General features: G+C 66.8%; 16 protein-coding genes. 12 read left to right on the top strand and 4 right to left on the bottom strand.

Features of this window, described 5'->3' with window-relative positions; translation table 11 throughout:
* Positions 1-114 precede the first annotated feature (114 nt).
* From JZ792_RS28655 to JZ792_RS28620, 8 genes are all read left to right on the top strand, one after another.
* Positions 115-846 carry a DUF4913 domain-containing protein gene (locus JZ792_RS28655; protein WP_216915263.1) on the top strand — a complete coding sequence of 244 codons (732 nt, stop codon included), beginning with the start codon at positions 115-117 and terminating at the stop codon, positions 844-846.
* On the top strand, positions 846-3761 hold the full coding sequence (locus JZ792_RS28650) for a toprim domain-containing protein (RefSeq protein WP_216915261.1): 2916 nt from the start codon (positions 846-848) through the stop codon (positions 3759-3761). Before JZ792_RS28655 ends, JZ792_RS28650 begins: the two co-directional genes overlap by 1 nt.
* Before the next feature lie 26 nt (positions 3762-3787).
* Positions 3788-4174 (top strand): hypothetical protein, encoded by a 387-nt coding sequence (locus JZ792_RS28645; RefSeq protein ID WP_216915259.1) that lies wholly within the window; start codon positions 3788-3790, stop codon positions 4172-4174.
* A gap of 32 nt (positions 4175-4206) precedes the next feature.
* Positions 4207-4581 carry a hypothetical protein gene (locus JZ792_RS28640; protein ID WP_216915257.1) on the top strand — a complete coding sequence of 125 codons (375 nt, stop codon included), beginning with the start codon at positions 4207-4209 and terminating at the stop codon, positions 4579-4581.
* A gap of 4 nt (positions 4582-4585) precedes the next feature.
* Positions 4586-7204 (top strand): RRQRL motif-containing zinc-binding protein, encoded by a 2619-nt coding sequence (locus JZ792_RS28635; RefSeq protein WP_216915255.1) that lies wholly within the window; start codon positions 4586-4588, stop codon positions 7202-7204.
* Complete coding sequence (locus tag JZ792_RS28630) at positions 7201-7530, top strand: hypothetical protein (RefSeq protein ID WP_216915253.1); 330 nt, start codon at positions 7201-7203, stop codon at positions 7528-7530. The genes JZ792_RS28635 and JZ792_RS28630 overlap by 4 nt, the downstream gene beginning before the upstream one ends.
* Positions 7531-7721: 191 nt before the next feature.
* The gene (locus JZ792_RS28625) at positions 7722-7937 is read left to right on the top strand and encodes a hypothetical protein (RefSeq protein ID WP_216915251.1); all 216 of its coding nucleotides are present in this window, start codon (positions 7722-7724) and stop codon (positions 7935-7937) included.
* 109 nt (positions 7938-8046) lie between these two features.
* The gene (locus tag JZ792_RS28620) at positions 8047-8250 is read left to right on the top strand and encodes a hypothetical protein (protein WP_216915249.1); all 204 of its coding nucleotides are present in this window, start codon (positions 8047-8049) and stop codon (positions 8248-8250) included.
* An 82-nt stretch (positions 8251-8332) separates the two neighbouring features.
* Here the strand turns inward: JZ792_RS28620 and JZ792_RS28615 are convergent, their stop codons facing one another.
* The 3 genes from JZ792_RS28615 to JZ792_RS28605 all read right to left on the bottom strand — a co-directional run bounded on the left by JZ792_RS28615 (position 8333) and on the right by JZ792_RS28605 (position 11264).
* On the bottom strand, positions 8333-8914 hold the full coding sequence (locus tag JZ792_RS28615) for a recombinase family protein (protein ID WP_216915247.1): 582 nt from the start codon (positions 8912-8914) through the stop codon (positions 8333-8335).
* Between the two features lie 360 nt (positions 8915-9274).
* The gene (locus JZ792_RS28610) at positions 9275-9949 is read right to left on the bottom strand and encodes a hypothetical protein (protein ID WP_216915245.1); all 675 of its coding nucleotides are present in this window, start codon (positions 9947-9949) and stop codon (positions 9275-9277) included.
* Positions 9950-11045: 1096 nt separating this feature from the next.
* A complete protein-coding gene (locus tag JZ792_RS28605; RefSeq protein WP_216915243.1) occupies positions 11046-11264 on the bottom strand; it encodes a hypothetical protein in 219 nt (72 codons plus the stop codon).
* 397 nt (positions 11265-11661) lie between these two features.
* Here JZ792_RS28605 and JZ792_RS28600 point away from each other — a divergent pair, with 397 nt between their 5' ends.
* Positions 11662-11931, top strand: coding sequence for a hypothetical protein (locus JZ792_RS28600; protein ID WP_216915241.1), 270 nt, complete (start codon positions 11662-11664; stop codon positions 11929-11931).
* 33 nt (positions 11932-11964) lie between these two features.
* Here JZ792_RS28600 and JZ792_RS28595 read toward each other — a convergent pair whose 3' ends face one another.
* Entirely contained in the window at positions 11965-13542 is a 1578-nt protein-coding gene (locus tag JZ792_RS28595) for a 3'-5' exonuclease (RefSeq protein WP_216915239.1), read from the bottom strand.
* A gap of 148 nt (positions 13543-13690) precedes the next feature.
* Here JZ792_RS28595 and JZ792_RS28590 point away from each other — a divergent pair, with 148 nt between their 5' ends.
* The 3 genes from JZ792_RS28590 to JZ792_RS28580 all read left to right on the top strand — a co-directional run bounded on the left by JZ792_RS28590 (position 13691) and on the right by JZ792_RS28580 (position 15237).
* Positions 13691-14392 carry a hypothetical protein gene (locus JZ792_RS28590; RefSeq protein WP_216915237.1) on the top strand — a complete coding sequence of 234 codons (702 nt, stop codon included), beginning with the start codon at positions 13691-13693 and terminating at the stop codon, positions 14390-14392.
* Between the two features lie 101 nt (positions 14393-14493).
* Positions 14494-14952, top strand: coding sequence for a hypothetical protein (locus tag JZ792_RS28585; RefSeq protein ID WP_216915235.1), 459 nt, complete (start codon positions 14494-14496; stop codon positions 14950-14952).
* Between the two features lie 45 nt (positions 14953-14997).
* Positions 14998-15237: a hypothetical protein gene (locus JZ792_RS28580; protein WP_216915233.1), complete on the top strand. Its 240-nt coding sequence runs from the start codon at positions 14998-15000 to the stop codon at positions 15235-15237.
* Positions 15238-15547 lie beyond the last annotated feature (310 nt).

The raw sequence follows: 15547 nt of genomic DNA, 5'->3' as shown, positions 1-15547 counted from the left end.
GGATCGCCCCTACGCCGCCGACATCTCGGCCGCGCTCGACGACATCGAAGCAGCCCACCAGGCCGTGCGCCCGCATCTGCGGGTCGTGCACACCGACCAGGAAGGCAAAACCGCATGAGCGCCACCGAGAATCCCACCGGCGGCGCTGTGGGCGATCCGGCCCAGGAGATCGCCGATGTGGTCGAGCTGACCGACGATCTCGCCGGTGCGGTCCGCAAAGCGGTCTCCTCGCAGGTCAGCGAGGCCGCGCAGTTGATCGCCAAGGGCGTGGTCGACAAGGTCCTCACCGACCCGATCGCCGAAGAGATCCGGGCGGCGGCGGTGCGCGACGCGATCGCCGCGATCGATCCGGAGCCCGAGCCCGAAGAAGACCCGGTCGCGAAGCTCAAGTACCGCAACCTGGAGTTGTTCGTCGCCGAGTTCCTCGCGCCCCTGTACCGGCGTGAGGTGATCCGAGAAGGCAGCGAGAACAAGATCCGCTGGTGCCCGATGTGGTGGGACCACGGGGAAGCCGTGGCCCGTCTGAGTGCGTTGTGGCGTTCGTTCGAGCGGATGCGCCAGGGCGACGGGGTCGAAATGTCGGTGTGGTGGATTCACCACGCCGACCCGACGATGTCGGCGCTGATGGATCACGAGAAGGGGCCGTTCCAGTACTGCTCGGTCGCTGACGGGCACAAGCGTCGCTTGAAAGCGCTGCCGGTGACCGAGATCCCCGAAGACCTCAAGTTCCCCGACGGCTACACCGAAGACCACAAACCCGAAGCAGACCCGGCCTCGTTCACGTCCCTGTTCATCCCGACCGCGTCGTTGCAGCCGCGCCGGGTGGTCATACGGGAGTTCCTGTAATGGCCGCGCCGAACAGCCCTGATCAGGGGTCATGGGCACGAGTCACCGCAGCACTGGAACAGGTGGTGGGGTTCGGTCGGCCCGCCGGGACATGGACCAAGTACTGCTGCCCGGTCCACGAGAGCGACGGCGGCCATCACAACCCGTCGCTGTCGGTGAAATACCTGGCCGACGCCAAACGCACCAAGGTGGTGTGCCAGGTGGGTTGCGACGACGAACAGGTTCTCGACGCGATCGGGCTGACGGTGCGCGACCTCTACGACACCCCGATCCAGCGCGGCACCGGCCGCTCCCGACCGGTCCAGCGCCCGAGTGTCCGGCCGGAGTCGCGTTCGGATCGCGCGCTGCGTGCCGCGGGCATCCCCGCGAAGAAGGCCAAACGCAACCTGGGCCAACAGCTCTCGCCGTGGAAACCGACGACCACCTACACCTATGTGCGTGCCGACGGCACGGTCGCCGGTGAAGTGATCCGGAAAGAGGCCGATTTCGAGGGCGGCCGGGACAAGGCGTTTTCCCAGCGTGCCTGGAGCCCGGCGCGCAACGGCTGGGAGCACCACGGTTTCGACAAGATCCCGTTCCAGCTGCCGCAGGTCCGCGAGGCGATCGAGGCCGGGAAAACCATCTACCTGGTCGAGGGGGAGAAGGACGCGATCAACGCCGCGAACGCGGGTCTGGTCGCGACCACCAACGCCGGCGGTGCCTCGGCGTGGACGGCCGAGCACGCCGAACACCTGCACGGCGCGTCGACCGTGGTGATCGTCGCCGATGCCGACGCTCCCGGATATCACCGCGCCGACCGAGTCATGGACACCCTGTCGGGGCTGGTCGGTCGGGTGCGGGTGGTGCAGGCCGCCACCGGAAAGGACCTCACCGACCACCTGGAGGCCGGGCGGGGGGTCGCGGATCTGGTGCCGATCCCGCACCTGGACCCGTACACCCGCGTCTTGGCCTCGGTGCCCACCACGTCTGGCAGGGCCGCGCGCGAACCGGCCCCGCCGGTGGTCACGGCACCACTCGAATTCCCGTCGCCACCACCGGAGTTCTTCGAGCCGGTTCCGCCTGATCCCGGACCGCCGCTCGATTTCGAACCGCCGCCCGAGCCCGAAACCCATTCCGCCGCTCCACCTCCCGAAGGAGAACCCACAATGCCCCGGTCCGAATCCATGCTCGACCACTTCGACACCCCGATGTTCGGCCACTCCGACGAGGTCGACCACATGCACCGCGAGTGGTCGAGCTTCTCCAAACTGCTGATGCAGCAGATGCTGCTGTTGGCCTCCAAGATCGTCGCGCAGCGCCAAGCGGCCCAACAGCGCCGCCAAGAGGTGTCCGAGGCCGAACGCGTCGCCGACGAGCACCGCCTGGCCGCCGAGAAGTCCGCGGTCGAGACCCGACTGCGCAAACTGCGCGAGGCCGACTACGACAACGCCTCCCGCACCGAGCTGGCGTTCGCACTCGCCGACGCGGGGACCTGGGCCGAAGCCAGCGGCGTCGCCGAGTCCGAGAGGGAATACCTCACCGCCCACATCAACCGCCGGTTCGGCCTGGCCATCAACACCGCCAACGGTGAAGTCCACATCGACAAGGACGCGACGCTGGCCGAGCTGATGGCCACCGAGCAGAACCGCGCGAAAGCCACGCGGGCCCGCAAGACCCAGGACCACATGATCGCCCTCGTCGCGGCCGAAGCCGATATCGAGGAGTCGGCCAAGGCGGAGCTGTATGCCGCGATCGAGTCCTGGCGCGCCAACCCGCATCCCGACCAGCTCAAGGAGCTGAACCGGCAACTGAAGGAGAAGAAGGCACCCGAGCAGACCCGCACCCGGATCCGTTTCGCCGCCGCCTATCTCGGCACCCCGGCCGTGATCGGCGACGAGGAATTCGACCCCACCGCGATCTCGGCCGCCCAGGAGCAGAGCAGCCTGTCCACACCGCTGGTGGACCCGGGCGAAGAAGCCAAACCGCGTATCGACCGGCTGCTCGAGACCTACCAGGAGCAGCTGCGCGTCGGCGCGCCCACCAAGCAAGTACTCGAAGACCTGGCGCGTGAGGTCGCGGTACTGACCCCCGACGATCAGGACGCCGCCCGCGCCCGGGGCAAGGCGGTGCGCGCCAATCCGGCCGGGCTGTACCCGCGCATGTGGCCCTCCCACGTCGATCGTGACGAGCTGGGCGAACACATTCACGCCTACGCCAAACTCGCCCCGGCCGCCGAACGCGCCGCCGTGGCCGCCGACGACTTCAGCGACGCCGACGCCACCGAACTGCGCAAGCAGGTCGCCAAGCATCGCACCGCGATCAAGGAAGCCGTCACCAACGGCGAAGGCCTGCACGAGCTGGAAAAGGCACAGATCAAAGCCGTTCTGCGCGATATCGACGCGGGCAAGACCCAGCTGCCCGAGCAGCTGTTCGCCGATGACCGCTCCGTCGCGGTCGTCGACATCGCCCGGTCGCAACGCCTCGCCCACACCACCGGCCGCGCCGGACGCCGTGACCTGGAAAAGATCCTCGAAACCGGCGGCGTCTCCGACGAGGTCCGCGCGCAGGTGACCGATCACCTCGACCGCACCACCGGTTCCGTCGAAGCCGCGCACCGCCAGGGCGCCGAAACCACCGCCAAGTGGGCGCAGCGCTGGGAAGCGGTCGTGATCGCGCGTGCGGCCGACGCCGTCGACTACGACAGCCCGGCCCGTCAGCAGAAGCTCGCCGACAAGCTGCGTGTCGCCGGGCTCGATGAGGACCAGATCGCCGAGCGGGTGGCCGCCAATGCCTCCTTCGCCACCCCGCCCTCGGCCGCGGCCGCGCCGCCCAAGCGCGGCACGCGTACCACCAGCCCCGGCGACGGAATGCGCTACGGCCACAACCGCAACAACGGCAAGGGCCGCGGTAAGGGCGACCCCGACCAGGGCCGCTGAAACACCCATCGAGAAGAGGAAATCCCATGTCCACCACCGAAACCCACTCCGGTCAGGTCGAAGTCGACTCACCCGCCGATCGGCACCACGATCTTGTGCTCTCGATGTCGAGGGGACGCGGGTCGCTGCTCTCGGCGCTGCTCGGTGCCACCGAATCCCTGCCGCCGCGCTTGGAACAGACCATCGACCTCGCCGCCCAGGACGTCACCTTCGCTCTCTACAACGTCGCTGGGGACACCAACATCGACGTCCACCGCGCCGGGTACTGGGCTGCCCGCGCTGACTTGGAAGCTGCGGTCGTCGAGGCCGGGATGAGTGTCTACGCGCTGGGCGTCCTGCGGGTGATGCTCGGCGACCACCTGCGCGAGGCCGAACACATGGCCCACCTCGCGGTCATCGCCTACGCGGCCTGAGCCGACCCGACACCCATCGAAGAGGAAATCCCATGAGTACCACCGAAACCCATCCCGGCGAAGACGTCGTCGAGCAGCACTTCAGCCTCGTGAGTTCGATGACCGCACAGCGCGGGCGGCTGCTCACGCTGCTGGTGGGACCGACCGCCATGTTGGCCCCGCACCACAAGGAGCCGATCGACGAGGCCGCCCGCAAGCTCGACTTCGCCGTCTACGAACTCGCCCACGGGCGCAACGTCGAGGCGAGCCACACCCGGTATCGCGAGTCCCGTGTGGCCCTGGAAGCCGCGGTCACCGAGGCCGGAATGTGCAACTGGTCGCTGAACACCCTGCGGGCGATGCTCACCGACTACCTGCGTGAGGCCGAATTCCTCGCCTCTCTCGCACCTGCGGTTCTCGCGGATTGACCCAGTGACCGCAGGCCACGACGACGAGCAGCCCGACACCTACCAGTGGCGGGCTGCTCCGTCTCACCTGAAAACCCGCCGCCAACTCCGCGCGGCGGGACTCAGTCCCGGCGGGCAGGACGTGGCCGCGCTGATGCTCGGCAAACGTCGCGGCCGCCGAATGATCGCCCATCTCTACGACATCGCCAAGGCGCGCCCCAAGCGCGTGCCGTCGGCGGCCCAGCTCGACGCCATCGCCAAGGCGACCCGTGAGCACCAGGCCCGCGCGGCCGAACGCCACGGCTACCCCCGCACCGACCTCACCGTCGAGGCCGATCCCGGATCCCAATGGGACCGAAACCGACCATCTCGCAACCACTCTCAGGAGAACAACGACATGAGCATCAACGACTTCCAGGACACGACCGGGACCGGTCTGTTCGCGCCGGACAACATGGACCGCCTGCGTGCCGGTGAGCAGCGGATCCGCGCGACGATGGCCAGTATCGCCGAGTCCGAAGCACAGGACGCCGCCAACGAGGCTCGCCGTGCCGAAGACGCTCGCCCGAAAACTGCCGCCGAGCAGCTCGCCGAGATCCAGGCCGAGACCCGCGCCGACCTCGCCGCAGGTCTGATCAGCCCCGAGCAGGCCGCGTGGGTCGACAACATCCAGGTGGAAGACGAACCGGCCACGGCCGCCACCAGCGCTGATGAGGTCGAGGCCGCCAGTATTTCGGCCGAGGTCCGCGCCCTGGCCGAGTCCGGCCGGATCGATGTCGGCCTGGCCGACTACGTCGACGACGTCCTCGCCGGGCGGCCCGCGCCCGAACTGGGCACCGATCCGGGGGAGCGGCTCCAGCAGTGGATCGATCGCCCCGAGGCCGAGCCGGTCGGGCACGGGCAGCGCCTGGCGTACCTGTACGCGCTGGTCGCGGTCAATCAGGCCAGCGACCGCCAGGCCCGCTACGTCGCCGACATGGACGAGGCCGAACGCCACGGCACGGCGGCCGCCGACGCCCACGCCGACCGGATCGAAACCATCCTGGAGCGTGACGAAGCCGCACTCGCCGCGATGCCCGCGAACAACCGCGAGGCCCGGGTCACGGCATTGGCCAACGCTCTGCTGTGGAAGAACGGCTCCCCGGTCGCGGCCGCTCGTGTCGAGGAGATCACCGGCGCCCTGGCGCAGGACTGGGGCGTGATCGTCGATGTCGACGAATTCAGCGTCAGCATCGATGAGACCTTCGACGCGCACACCGCCCAGATCGCGTCCGAGGCTCATGCGCTGCGGGCCCGCGATCTCGCCGCGGTCGAGGTGGTCGCCTCCGCACCGCTGCCCGACAACATCAAGGCCACCGTCGGTGAGGTCATGGCGGCGTGGACAGCGAAAGACGTGAATCCCACCGACCCGCAGAACTACCTCGACGCCGAACCGCACCGGCAAGCGGAGTTGGCGCAAGAGCTGAGCAAGATCCAGATGCCCGAAAACGATCGTGTCACTCTCGAATTCGCCATCGACTACCTGCGCGGCGACCTCAAGGGGATGGACCTGCTCGATACCCCGGTACAGGTCGACCCCGGTGAAGAGGTCCGCGGGCGCGTCCCGAAGCTGCTCGGACACTTCGCCCGCGGCGAAGTCCAGCCCAAACGGATGGCCGAGGAGATCTCGGTGATGACCGAGGCCGATCAGGACGCCGTCCGCGCGGCCGGTCGCGCCATCGCCGCGAAACAGCCGGTCGAGGTCGACATCTGGCCCGGCTACGTCGACCGCGAACACATCAGCGAGGAACTGATGCTGTACGCGATGGACGCGGGCGACCTGCGCGACCTGGCCGACTACATCGTCGATGAAGCGGAATCCTTCGCCGAGGAGGACCCCGACCGGTTGGGTGTCAACGACGACACCCCCGAGAAGATCGAGCGCATGGCCACCCGCCGCGAGCAGCTGCGCGCCGCCGCCGAGACCGGCAAGGGGCTGACCGCGATGGAACGCCACCAGATCACCGCGGTGTTGGCCGATATCGACTGCGGGCGTATCGCTGATGAGAAGGGCCTGCCGGAACTGATGTGGGTCGATGAACGGACCAAATCCGAGGCCGACCTGCTGCGCGGCTCCCGCACCGCTGGGGAACTGTCGACCGCGACCAGAAAGGAAGTCCGGGAACTGATCCAGGCCAGCGGCACCGTCGAGGCCAACAGCCACCCAGGACAGATCGTCGACCACGCGGTATCGCGGATCGGTGACTCGGTTTTCAGTGTCGCCGAGGGCGCGCCTCTCGGCGTCGAGTACGAGCGCAAGGAGTTCGCCGAAAAGCGCGAGTACCTCGGTCGGGCGTTGGACCAGGCCGGAGTGGACCGCGACACCAAACTGAAAGTCCGCGACGTGATCGACGGCCGCGCCCGCGAGGCCGGCCAACTCGGTCGCCCGGCCGCGCAGCGCCGCACCCAGTGGAAGACCCGCACCGACGCGGCCGTTACCCACCGCGAGGACCAGACCGCCCAGCGTCGCGCCGTTACCAACCAGCGTGCGCCGCGCAGCAACGGCCGCAACTGCGCGACCCGCGCCGACCGGGCCGCGCAACCGTCCTCCCCTGCTCCAGCGCGGCATTCGATGCGCCGCACCGGACCGGAGGTCGAGCGATGACCATCGACGAAATCGTCTACGTCTGGATCTGCGCCCGCCTCGACGCCGACGGCGGACCGGTGATCGATCTGTTCCAGTCCGACCCCTGGGAAGGCGACGACGACGGGATGATCGTCGGGCGCACCATCGAATCCTGGTGGGAATCGCTAACCTTCGACGGTGTCACCCCCGCCGACCCGGCTACACCGATCGACATCACCGCCGTCGACGACCTCCTGCGCACCTGCGGATACCAACGGCTCAACGACTGGACCACTCGCCGCGGCCGCTCCGGACAGACTGTCCACTCCGCCGACGGCCAGATCCGGATTGAGGACATCCGGTAACCGAACAGGGAGACCGACTCCCGCGATATCGAACGACCCCTGGGGTGCGCGAACCGCCCAGGGGTCGTTCCATGTCTCGGGAATGTTCACCTCAAGGGCAAGCCCGGGTGATCACGGTCGGATGTAGAGTGCTCCGGTCGGGGCGACAGGGATCCATTACAGGTCAGACGATTTCACGAAGGGATAGACCGATGGCGGCATTTTGGCCGGAGCACGACCCCGAGGGGACGAACGGTCCCGACGAGCGGCGGGGCGAAGAGGTGCTGAAGGCGTTCAACGAGGAGGTCAAGGCAGGCCGGAAAGCCTTCACCGCGCAGGAGGTTTACGCGATCCTCGGCGGCGTGATCGTCGATCTGGAAGCGCGCATGATTCAAATGCAGCGACGCCTGAACGAGATCGACAGCTGAGACTCCGCCACATCCCCTGAAACGACACGGTCGTCGCAACCTCTCGATCGAGAGCGTTACGGCGACCGTTTCGACTGAGGAGTCCTCGTATTCAGATACCCTGCCGCACATGGCATTCAAGCTCTACACCAATGACACCCAAGAGGGTCGCGCCCTGGAGTTCGGCGACGACGCCACGTTCGAGTTCCATGGAGACGTACTCGTGGTCGACAGCCACCTCGGGGTTCGGTACTACTCACCGAACCAGTGGCAGGAACTGCACTTCCAGAACCACCCTGGCGAGCGTCGGCCCAAAGCTCCCAGCGAGCTGTAGACCGACGCTCGTCACCGAATCAGGGTAGTTCTGCGGGGCGCTGATGAGCTGACCGTCGGCGAGACGTTCGGTCGCGATCCACTCAAACACTCTCCGCTGTCGCCTGTTCGGCGGCTTTCACCACGCCGTGAACCACGGCCAGGCTGACTTCGACACCGCGGGCGATCTCGCGCAGCGACTGGCCCTCGGCGCGGCGGGCCAGGATCGCACGGCGTTTGTCGTCATCGACGACGGTCGGACGTCCGCCCTTGCGGCCGCGCCGTGCGGCGGCGTCGAGTCCGTCGCGGGTCTTGCGGACGATGTCGCGGCGCCGGTCCTCGGCCAGGGCGAGCGCCAGGTCCAGGATGAGGCTGCGTTCGGTGTGTTCGCCGGCGGCGATGCCGTGCAGGATCTTCACCGCGACGCCTTGCTGGAACAGATCGTTGAGCACGATCAAGCCTTCGAGGAGGTTGCGGCCGAGGCGGTCGGCTTCCTGGACGGTGAGCATGTCCTCGCCGGGGCGCATGTAGTCCAGGGCGGCGCGTAGGCCGGGTCGGTCTGCGACGCGCAGACTGCCGCTGATCTTCTCCTCGAACACCTTCACGCAGATCGGGTCGAGGTCGTCGTGCTGTCGGTGGGTCTCCTGCTTGCTGGTGCTGACCCGTACGAGACCGACGAGCGCCATTCCACCCTCCCCGATGTTCGGTAAACGTGTTCGTAAACTGTCCTCGACACTACCAGTAAACGAACGGGTTTCCGAACAGGCGGTCCTGGGGAAATACCGCGCCTGGTCGGCGCGGTGTTCGTGTTCGGTAGAGGATCGTTTTCCGAACGTTCTGCTGGTCCTCCGCTCCGAACGTTCTGCCGGTCATCTCCTGAGTGTGATTGGGCGTGATCCAGACTGGTCCAGCGTGAATAAAACACACGGAAACAGTGTTAAGGTTGTTGGGAGCAATGAACCGGCGTTCTCGACTCAGGTCGCGATAGTTGGTCAGGCCCTCGGTGTAGCTACGGCAGCCGGGGGCTGCTTTCGTTTCCGGGGAGTTCAGTCGATCGGCTTCGCGAAGTGGACCTGGTGCTTCACCGCATCGAACAGCGTCTTGGTGTCGTCGGTGTGGGTGATGCTGCGGCGGTAGGCCGAGGACACCAGGTCCGGCAGCCACAGCAGCCGTTCAACTCCTGGCGAGGTCTGCAACAGCTGAGTCGGCTGCGGGATCCGTTTCTCCGAGATCAGCTCTGCGTGGTTGCGCTTGTCCTTCGCGCGGAAGTTGAGCTGGTTGCGCTCCTCGAGCAGGATCAGGTCCACTGGATCCCACGCCCCCGCGCCCCCGGTGACGAGTTCGACGGCCAGACCGCGATAGCAGGCGCGGCGTGCGATCTCGCCGTCGTAGTCGTCGTTCTCGACCGGGACTTGGAAGGCGATGATGCAGGTCTCGGATCCTTCACCGAGAAACTTCAGCATCTCCCGGGTCTTCGCGCGGCCGCTGTCACCGAGCAACTCCTTGGTGGTGTGCCACTTGGGGCTGCCCGCGATTTCGAGCAGCCCGTTGCGCAGTTCGTCTCTTTGATCGGACGCGACGAGTACCGCGGTGAAGATGTAGAAGGTCTCCTTGGGCGCCACCACAGGGTCCGGCACCTGATACGACTCGTCGAGGTAGGCCACCGGTCCACGGGTACGGCCGTAGGCATCCTCGACGATGCGGATTCGCGGGTTGTTCACTGGGTCACCGCCGTGTGAGCGCTGGGCGCGCGCCCGCGCCACTTGTCACATGCAGTCGCTACTCTCACTGGACCTGGGTCCTCTCCGTGCAGTGGATGCCGTAGATGGGCTACCTGGGTGACTATCGACTCCTGCCCTGTTGGAGCAGGGCAGGAGTCGCCACCACCACGGCTGCCGCGCACCCCCTGATACAGAACGCCCGGTGGCCGTAGCCAAAACCCTACGGAAACCCACCGACAAGGCGGAATGCCGACACCGCCGGTGAAATCGCAGGTGAGGGACGTAAATAGGAATCCGTACACCGGATAAATTCGCTCTACCTGCGCGTATGCCGCACCGCACCGAGCACACGCCCGAAAGGGCTCACGCCGTGCGTAGATCCGCGTCTTCGACCACGATCTCCCTGGGAGTCCCCGATCGGCTGTGTTGATGTCGTGCCGGGGTAAAACGTTGGTGCCAACGGCGATATTCAGACCGTGGAGGCCGTCCACCTGCCCCTGGACCCGCACCGAGCAGCTCTTTTCGGCGTAGTAGCCAGCGTTGACGGCGGTGGCGATCTGGCAACTGCTGGTGGCGTTGTTGACCGAGAGCGCGTCATCGCAGGGAAAATGACGAACTTGGGGTAATCCGCGTCCACGACCACTTTCGAGTCGACATGCCCTCGTCGCCGATCGAGCCGTATTGGGTTCGCAAAGATCGTGTACGAGCTTGCGCTCGCAGCGGAGAGGTCGGGCGAGCGGCCTTGGGTGGCTCGACATGCGGGCCTCCTCACGGGATTTCGTGGAGGTGCCCGGCCCAGAGCCAGCGGCTGAAAACGACAACGCCGCCGAGCATGGACAGGGTCCTCCGATTGGACAGGAGTGCCCGGCCCGCGGCCAGCGGCGAAAAACAGTGTGCCGCTGACTACTGGCCGGAATCCCCGAGTCGGGGGAACCCGATCCGCTCGTCTGCGGCTTTCAGGTCGTGAATGTGTTCGAGACCAAGAGTACCGGTAAGCCCGCGCTCGAACGCACTTACGAAACCGGCGTGTCTGGTCGGCGGATGGAGACGGGGCGGTGCAGCCGACACTCCGGTGCACCGCCCCGTGGCTGTCGAACTACTTCGCCGGAGTCGGCGGGTCCTGATCGCCTGCCGCCGCGAAGAATCGCAGCACCGCGACCAGCACCGTCAGCGCGGCCTCCCAGTTGATCAGCAGGCCCGCCGCCACCGCCAGCGAGACAGCCAGCGACAGGGCCGTCAGCGGATGGACACGCGGTTCTTCCGGCGGATTCGGCGAGGGGGGCTGGTCGATTTCCCCTGGTGGCGCTACGGTCACAGTGGCTCCCTGTTTTTGAAATTCACAAACGGACGGGGTTCTTGCCACGCTGCCCTCGCCTGCTCGAACAGGCGGGGGCAGCATCGCGTGGCCCTGCCAGCTTTACCCATAAACCCGCGAAAGTCTATGTGCCACGGCAAATTCGAGAGTTGCTAGCGAATAACTGGCTAACTGCCATGTTCACACCTGGGCATGATTGCCATAGCTAAATACAGCAGGGCCAGGAAGTGAGATATGCAGTAATTACTGCATATCTGGCGGGATCTCGCTCATGTCCACATCAAGACTGCGAGTCCGATGTCGTCCAGATTCGGGGGACTTTTGCACCGAAAAATTTGCCAGGGCAACATGCCAGCCGCCGCCCTTGAGCGTGGCCGAGGGCCGTAGCATCTGCGCGATGGCGACCTACATAAACCTGGGGGGTTCGAGTGGGTATCTCAACGCGGGGGCGGTGGTCCATCTCAGCCTCGAAGCACCGCACAACAAGGTGAAGTTGCGGACAGCGGCCGGATCCTTCGAGTTCTATCCGTCAGCGGTCGGTGATCGGCCCGGTGAGGACATCCTGGACGATCTGCTGGCCGTTCTCGGGACACCCGAAACACAGCCCCAGACGCGGATGATCACTCTCATCGACGGCAAAGTCGACGTCCGCTACCTCCGTTTCTGAACGCAGCGGACTCGCCTCCTGTGCCTGGCCGGTTCAGGGGGCGGTCATGCGTTGCAGGTGACGCCGGGTCTCCTGGGTGTCGCCGAGTGCGCGGTGGCCACCGCCGTTGGGCAGCCACCGCGGTGAGCGGGCGTGATTGGCTCTGGGGACCATGACGTCGGCCCAGTGCGCGGCGTCGGCGAGGCGGGTGCGGCGGATCCCGGCACGTTCGCAGTCGGCGACGACGACGGCCTGGTCGTAGTCGGCCTTGTACGCCAGCACGATTCGATCCTTGGTCACCCGCAGCAGCTTCGGGTAGACGGTCTTCCAGTTCGGTACGCCCTCGGCGGTGACCTCGTCGTCGCTGATGCCGTGTACGGCCTGCGCGTCGGGAGTGATCGGGGTGCCGGGGTTCACCAGGGTGTCGAGCAGGGTGCGCCCGGTGCAGGCATCGATGACCGCGATCTCGCAGACCGCCCCGTACAGATCGGTGGTCTCGGTATCGAGGATGACCGCGGTGTTCGGTGCGAGCATGGCGCGCGCGAAGCGGATCGCGGCGCCGGCGTCGGAGTGCAGCGCGATGTCGCGGCGGTAGGCGCGCAGCCCGGGATGGGCCTCGATCGCGGCCGCGACATCATCTTTGGTAGGGCCGCCGTCTATGCGTTCCCAGTCGATCTCCCACCGGTCCGGGCCCGCGACCCACCACCCCCACATCTCGATGCCATGCTGCGCACCGAACCGTGCGAGGAACGCGCGGATCACCTTCGCGCGGCTGGCCTTCCGCCCGCCGACCAAGTTCAACAGGGGCGATTTCGTGCCCTTCGGTGTGGCGCGCAGCGCCTCGAAGTCGACATCGGGGGTATCGAGCAGGGCCTCGACATCGCCGGTGCGGTACAGCGGAACCTCCACGGTCCGGTATCGGCCGACCTGTTTGCTGTGGTGGCGGGCCGGTTTCACCCAGCCGTGTTCGACCATGATGTCGAAGTGGCGACGCTCGACGTCGAGGATCTCGGTCGCGGCGTGATCGGCGGTGACGACCCGGTCGCCGCGCACCTGCTCGGCAAGGTCGACATCGGCGGCCAGGGCGTCGATATCGGTGCGCCGGTAGCGCCCGAACCGGCCGGTCACCAGCTCGCGTGCGGTGGCCACCCGCTTCAACTCGTCCCATTTCCAGCCCAACCGGGCTGCGGCTTCGTCGCCGGTGACCGAGGACGCGGTCCATTCGGTGCGGTCGGCGATCACGGCGTCGACGAGTTCGGCGGCCAGCGCGTCCACGGCGGCGGGGGCGTAGAGGTCGTAGGTGGTGCCGCGTTTGGTGAAGGTGTCGGCGACCTCGAGGTGTCCGGCCTGCGCGAGCGCGGTGATGTCGCTCGGCTCCACCGGCAGGCTCAGGCGCTCGGCGAGCCGGTCCGCGCACCGGGTCGCCCCGATCGGACGCCCGGTGCCGAACCGCGCCACGATCGCGGGCACCAGGGCACGGATCTGCTCGACCTGCGCGGGAGTCCACCCCGCCGCGTGCTCGCACTTCGGCAGCATCCCGGCCGAGACCGCGTGCTCGAACTGCCACATCGGCAGGTCGATCTCCGACGCCAATACCTGGGGACCGAGGTGTGTGCGGTCGCTGATCGTCATGGCGGACTCCCCTTCTGAGTTCATGGGTGTGAGCGTGTGACTCACCGGCATCATCTCAGGACCATACGACAAGTCGACGCACCGTGAACAGGTTGCGACACAACATGTTTCCGCTGATCAGAGTGCACTGTTCTGTTAAAGTATCCATATGGATACTGACTCTGGAGCCGGTCCGGAGACCCCGGAATCCGCCGACGCGGACGGCGGCGAGGACCCGGATTCGGGAACGGCGGCCGATTCGGACGAGGGCGGGCCCGCGCGGCATTACTCCACCGGCAAACTCACCCGTGCCCAAGCGCGGATCGTCGATTCGTGGCGGGGGGAACTGGCGCGCTCGCGGCCGCGGGCGTCGGCGTCGGACTGCATCGCGGCGGCGGTCATCGATCTGCTCGACCGCGCCGAACCTGACCATCTCGCGCTGATCCGCTACGCCGACCGCGTCCGCGAACGCCTGGCCGCCGAACGCGCCCAGGCGTTCCCGTCCGCCTCGGTGGTCTCGTTCTATCTGCCCGCCGACTACGCCGCGCGCCTGGACACCCTGCTCGACGACGCCCAGACCCACCACGCCGATCTGCTCGACCGGGCTCGCGAGCAGGTGAACGCCGAACTCCCCGACCGCAAAGACCGCGTCGCGCGCGCGATGCGGATGATGTCGACCGTGGCCGCCATGAACATCCCCTTCAAGGTCTACAAACTCCCCGCGGGCACCCTGGCCCGTCTCGCCATCGAACGTTGGTCGCGCCGGTCCCCGACCACGGTGGTCAACTCCGCTGTCGGACACAGCGAATACCACCATGAGCAGCTGCACCGCACCCGCCGCGACCTGGGCGTCGGCCAGTCCCACTACTGACGACACCCCGGCCGATTGAAAGTATCCATATGGATACTTTCATTCATTCGAGTGTGAGAACGGCCGTTTCGAACCGCCCGGGGGCCGGTAGTCTCGGCGGCGTGAGCACGCCCGAGATCGAGCAGGCAACGACCTTCACCGCCATCATCGGCACCACGCCGGTCGTGATCGTGCTGCCGCGTATGCGCGCGGTCCAGATCGCCGAATCCGGCGCGCTGGTCACCGCAGACGCCTGGACCACCGCACTCCTCAAGCACAGCGCGCAGCCGATGCGCGACACCGATTTCGTCGGCGACCCGGCGCCGGGCTGGACAGCCACCATCGGCCCGCGCGTGACCACGGTGCGGATCACCGGCCCGGCCGGACTCGGCGAAATCTACTCCGGCGAATTACAAGCCGATCCGACATGGCGGGAGCGGGTCGCGGGTCTGCACCACATCGGCGCGGGCCTGGTCGTCGTCAGCGGCACCGCCGCTCAGCTGACCCCGGACGCGGCGCTGGAGATGATGGAAGCCGAACGCGCCGTGTGGGTCCGCGCCGATCTGAGGTTCGCCGGCTGAGCCACCACCGCCCGCGTGTGGTCAGGGTCCGCCTAGGGTGTGCGAATGCAGATCAGCCTCCCACTGCTCCTGACCGGCACGGTCTCCCTGGGCGAACTCGAACAGTTCGTCAAGATGGCACGCGACCTCGGTGCCGTGGCCGAAACCCAAATCGAGGTGCAGGCTAACGAGCAATATCCCGAGATCCTCGAAGGTCTGTACCTCGATAGTGCCTCGTTGAACACCTCTGTCGACACGTCTGTTGACGACCACCCGGGGCCATCATGGAGAACCGCTCCGGCGTGACCCTCCTTGCTACACACTGCCCCGACCTCGTGTCCTCTCCCTGACAATCCTGTCCCCTAGACTCCTCCGATTCCGCTAGAAACCGTTTGCTGTCCTGCCCCGTCCCTGGTTTTGAAGACCACCCTCGCTCATTTCTCGCAGAGGGAGGGTGGTCTTCAAAATTCGGAGCCCGCGACGAAAAGGGACGGGGCAGGACAGCGAACCGCACGTCAGTGCGCGTTTCCAGGAGTGGATCAGCCCCGCGACTACCCCCCGGATCAGTCCCCGGACCAGGGGGTAGACACAACCCCTGAGCTAATCCAGGGGCTGG

Source organism: Nocardia noduli, from assembly GCF_019038455.1.
In the GTDB taxonomy this organism is placed as follows: domain Bacteria; phylum Actinomycetota; class Actinomycetes; order Mycobacteriales; family Mycobacteriaceae; genus Nocardia; species Nocardia noduli.
Note: the sequence above shows the minus strand (reverse complement) of the source record. Positions and strands in the feature narration are given on the sequence as shown.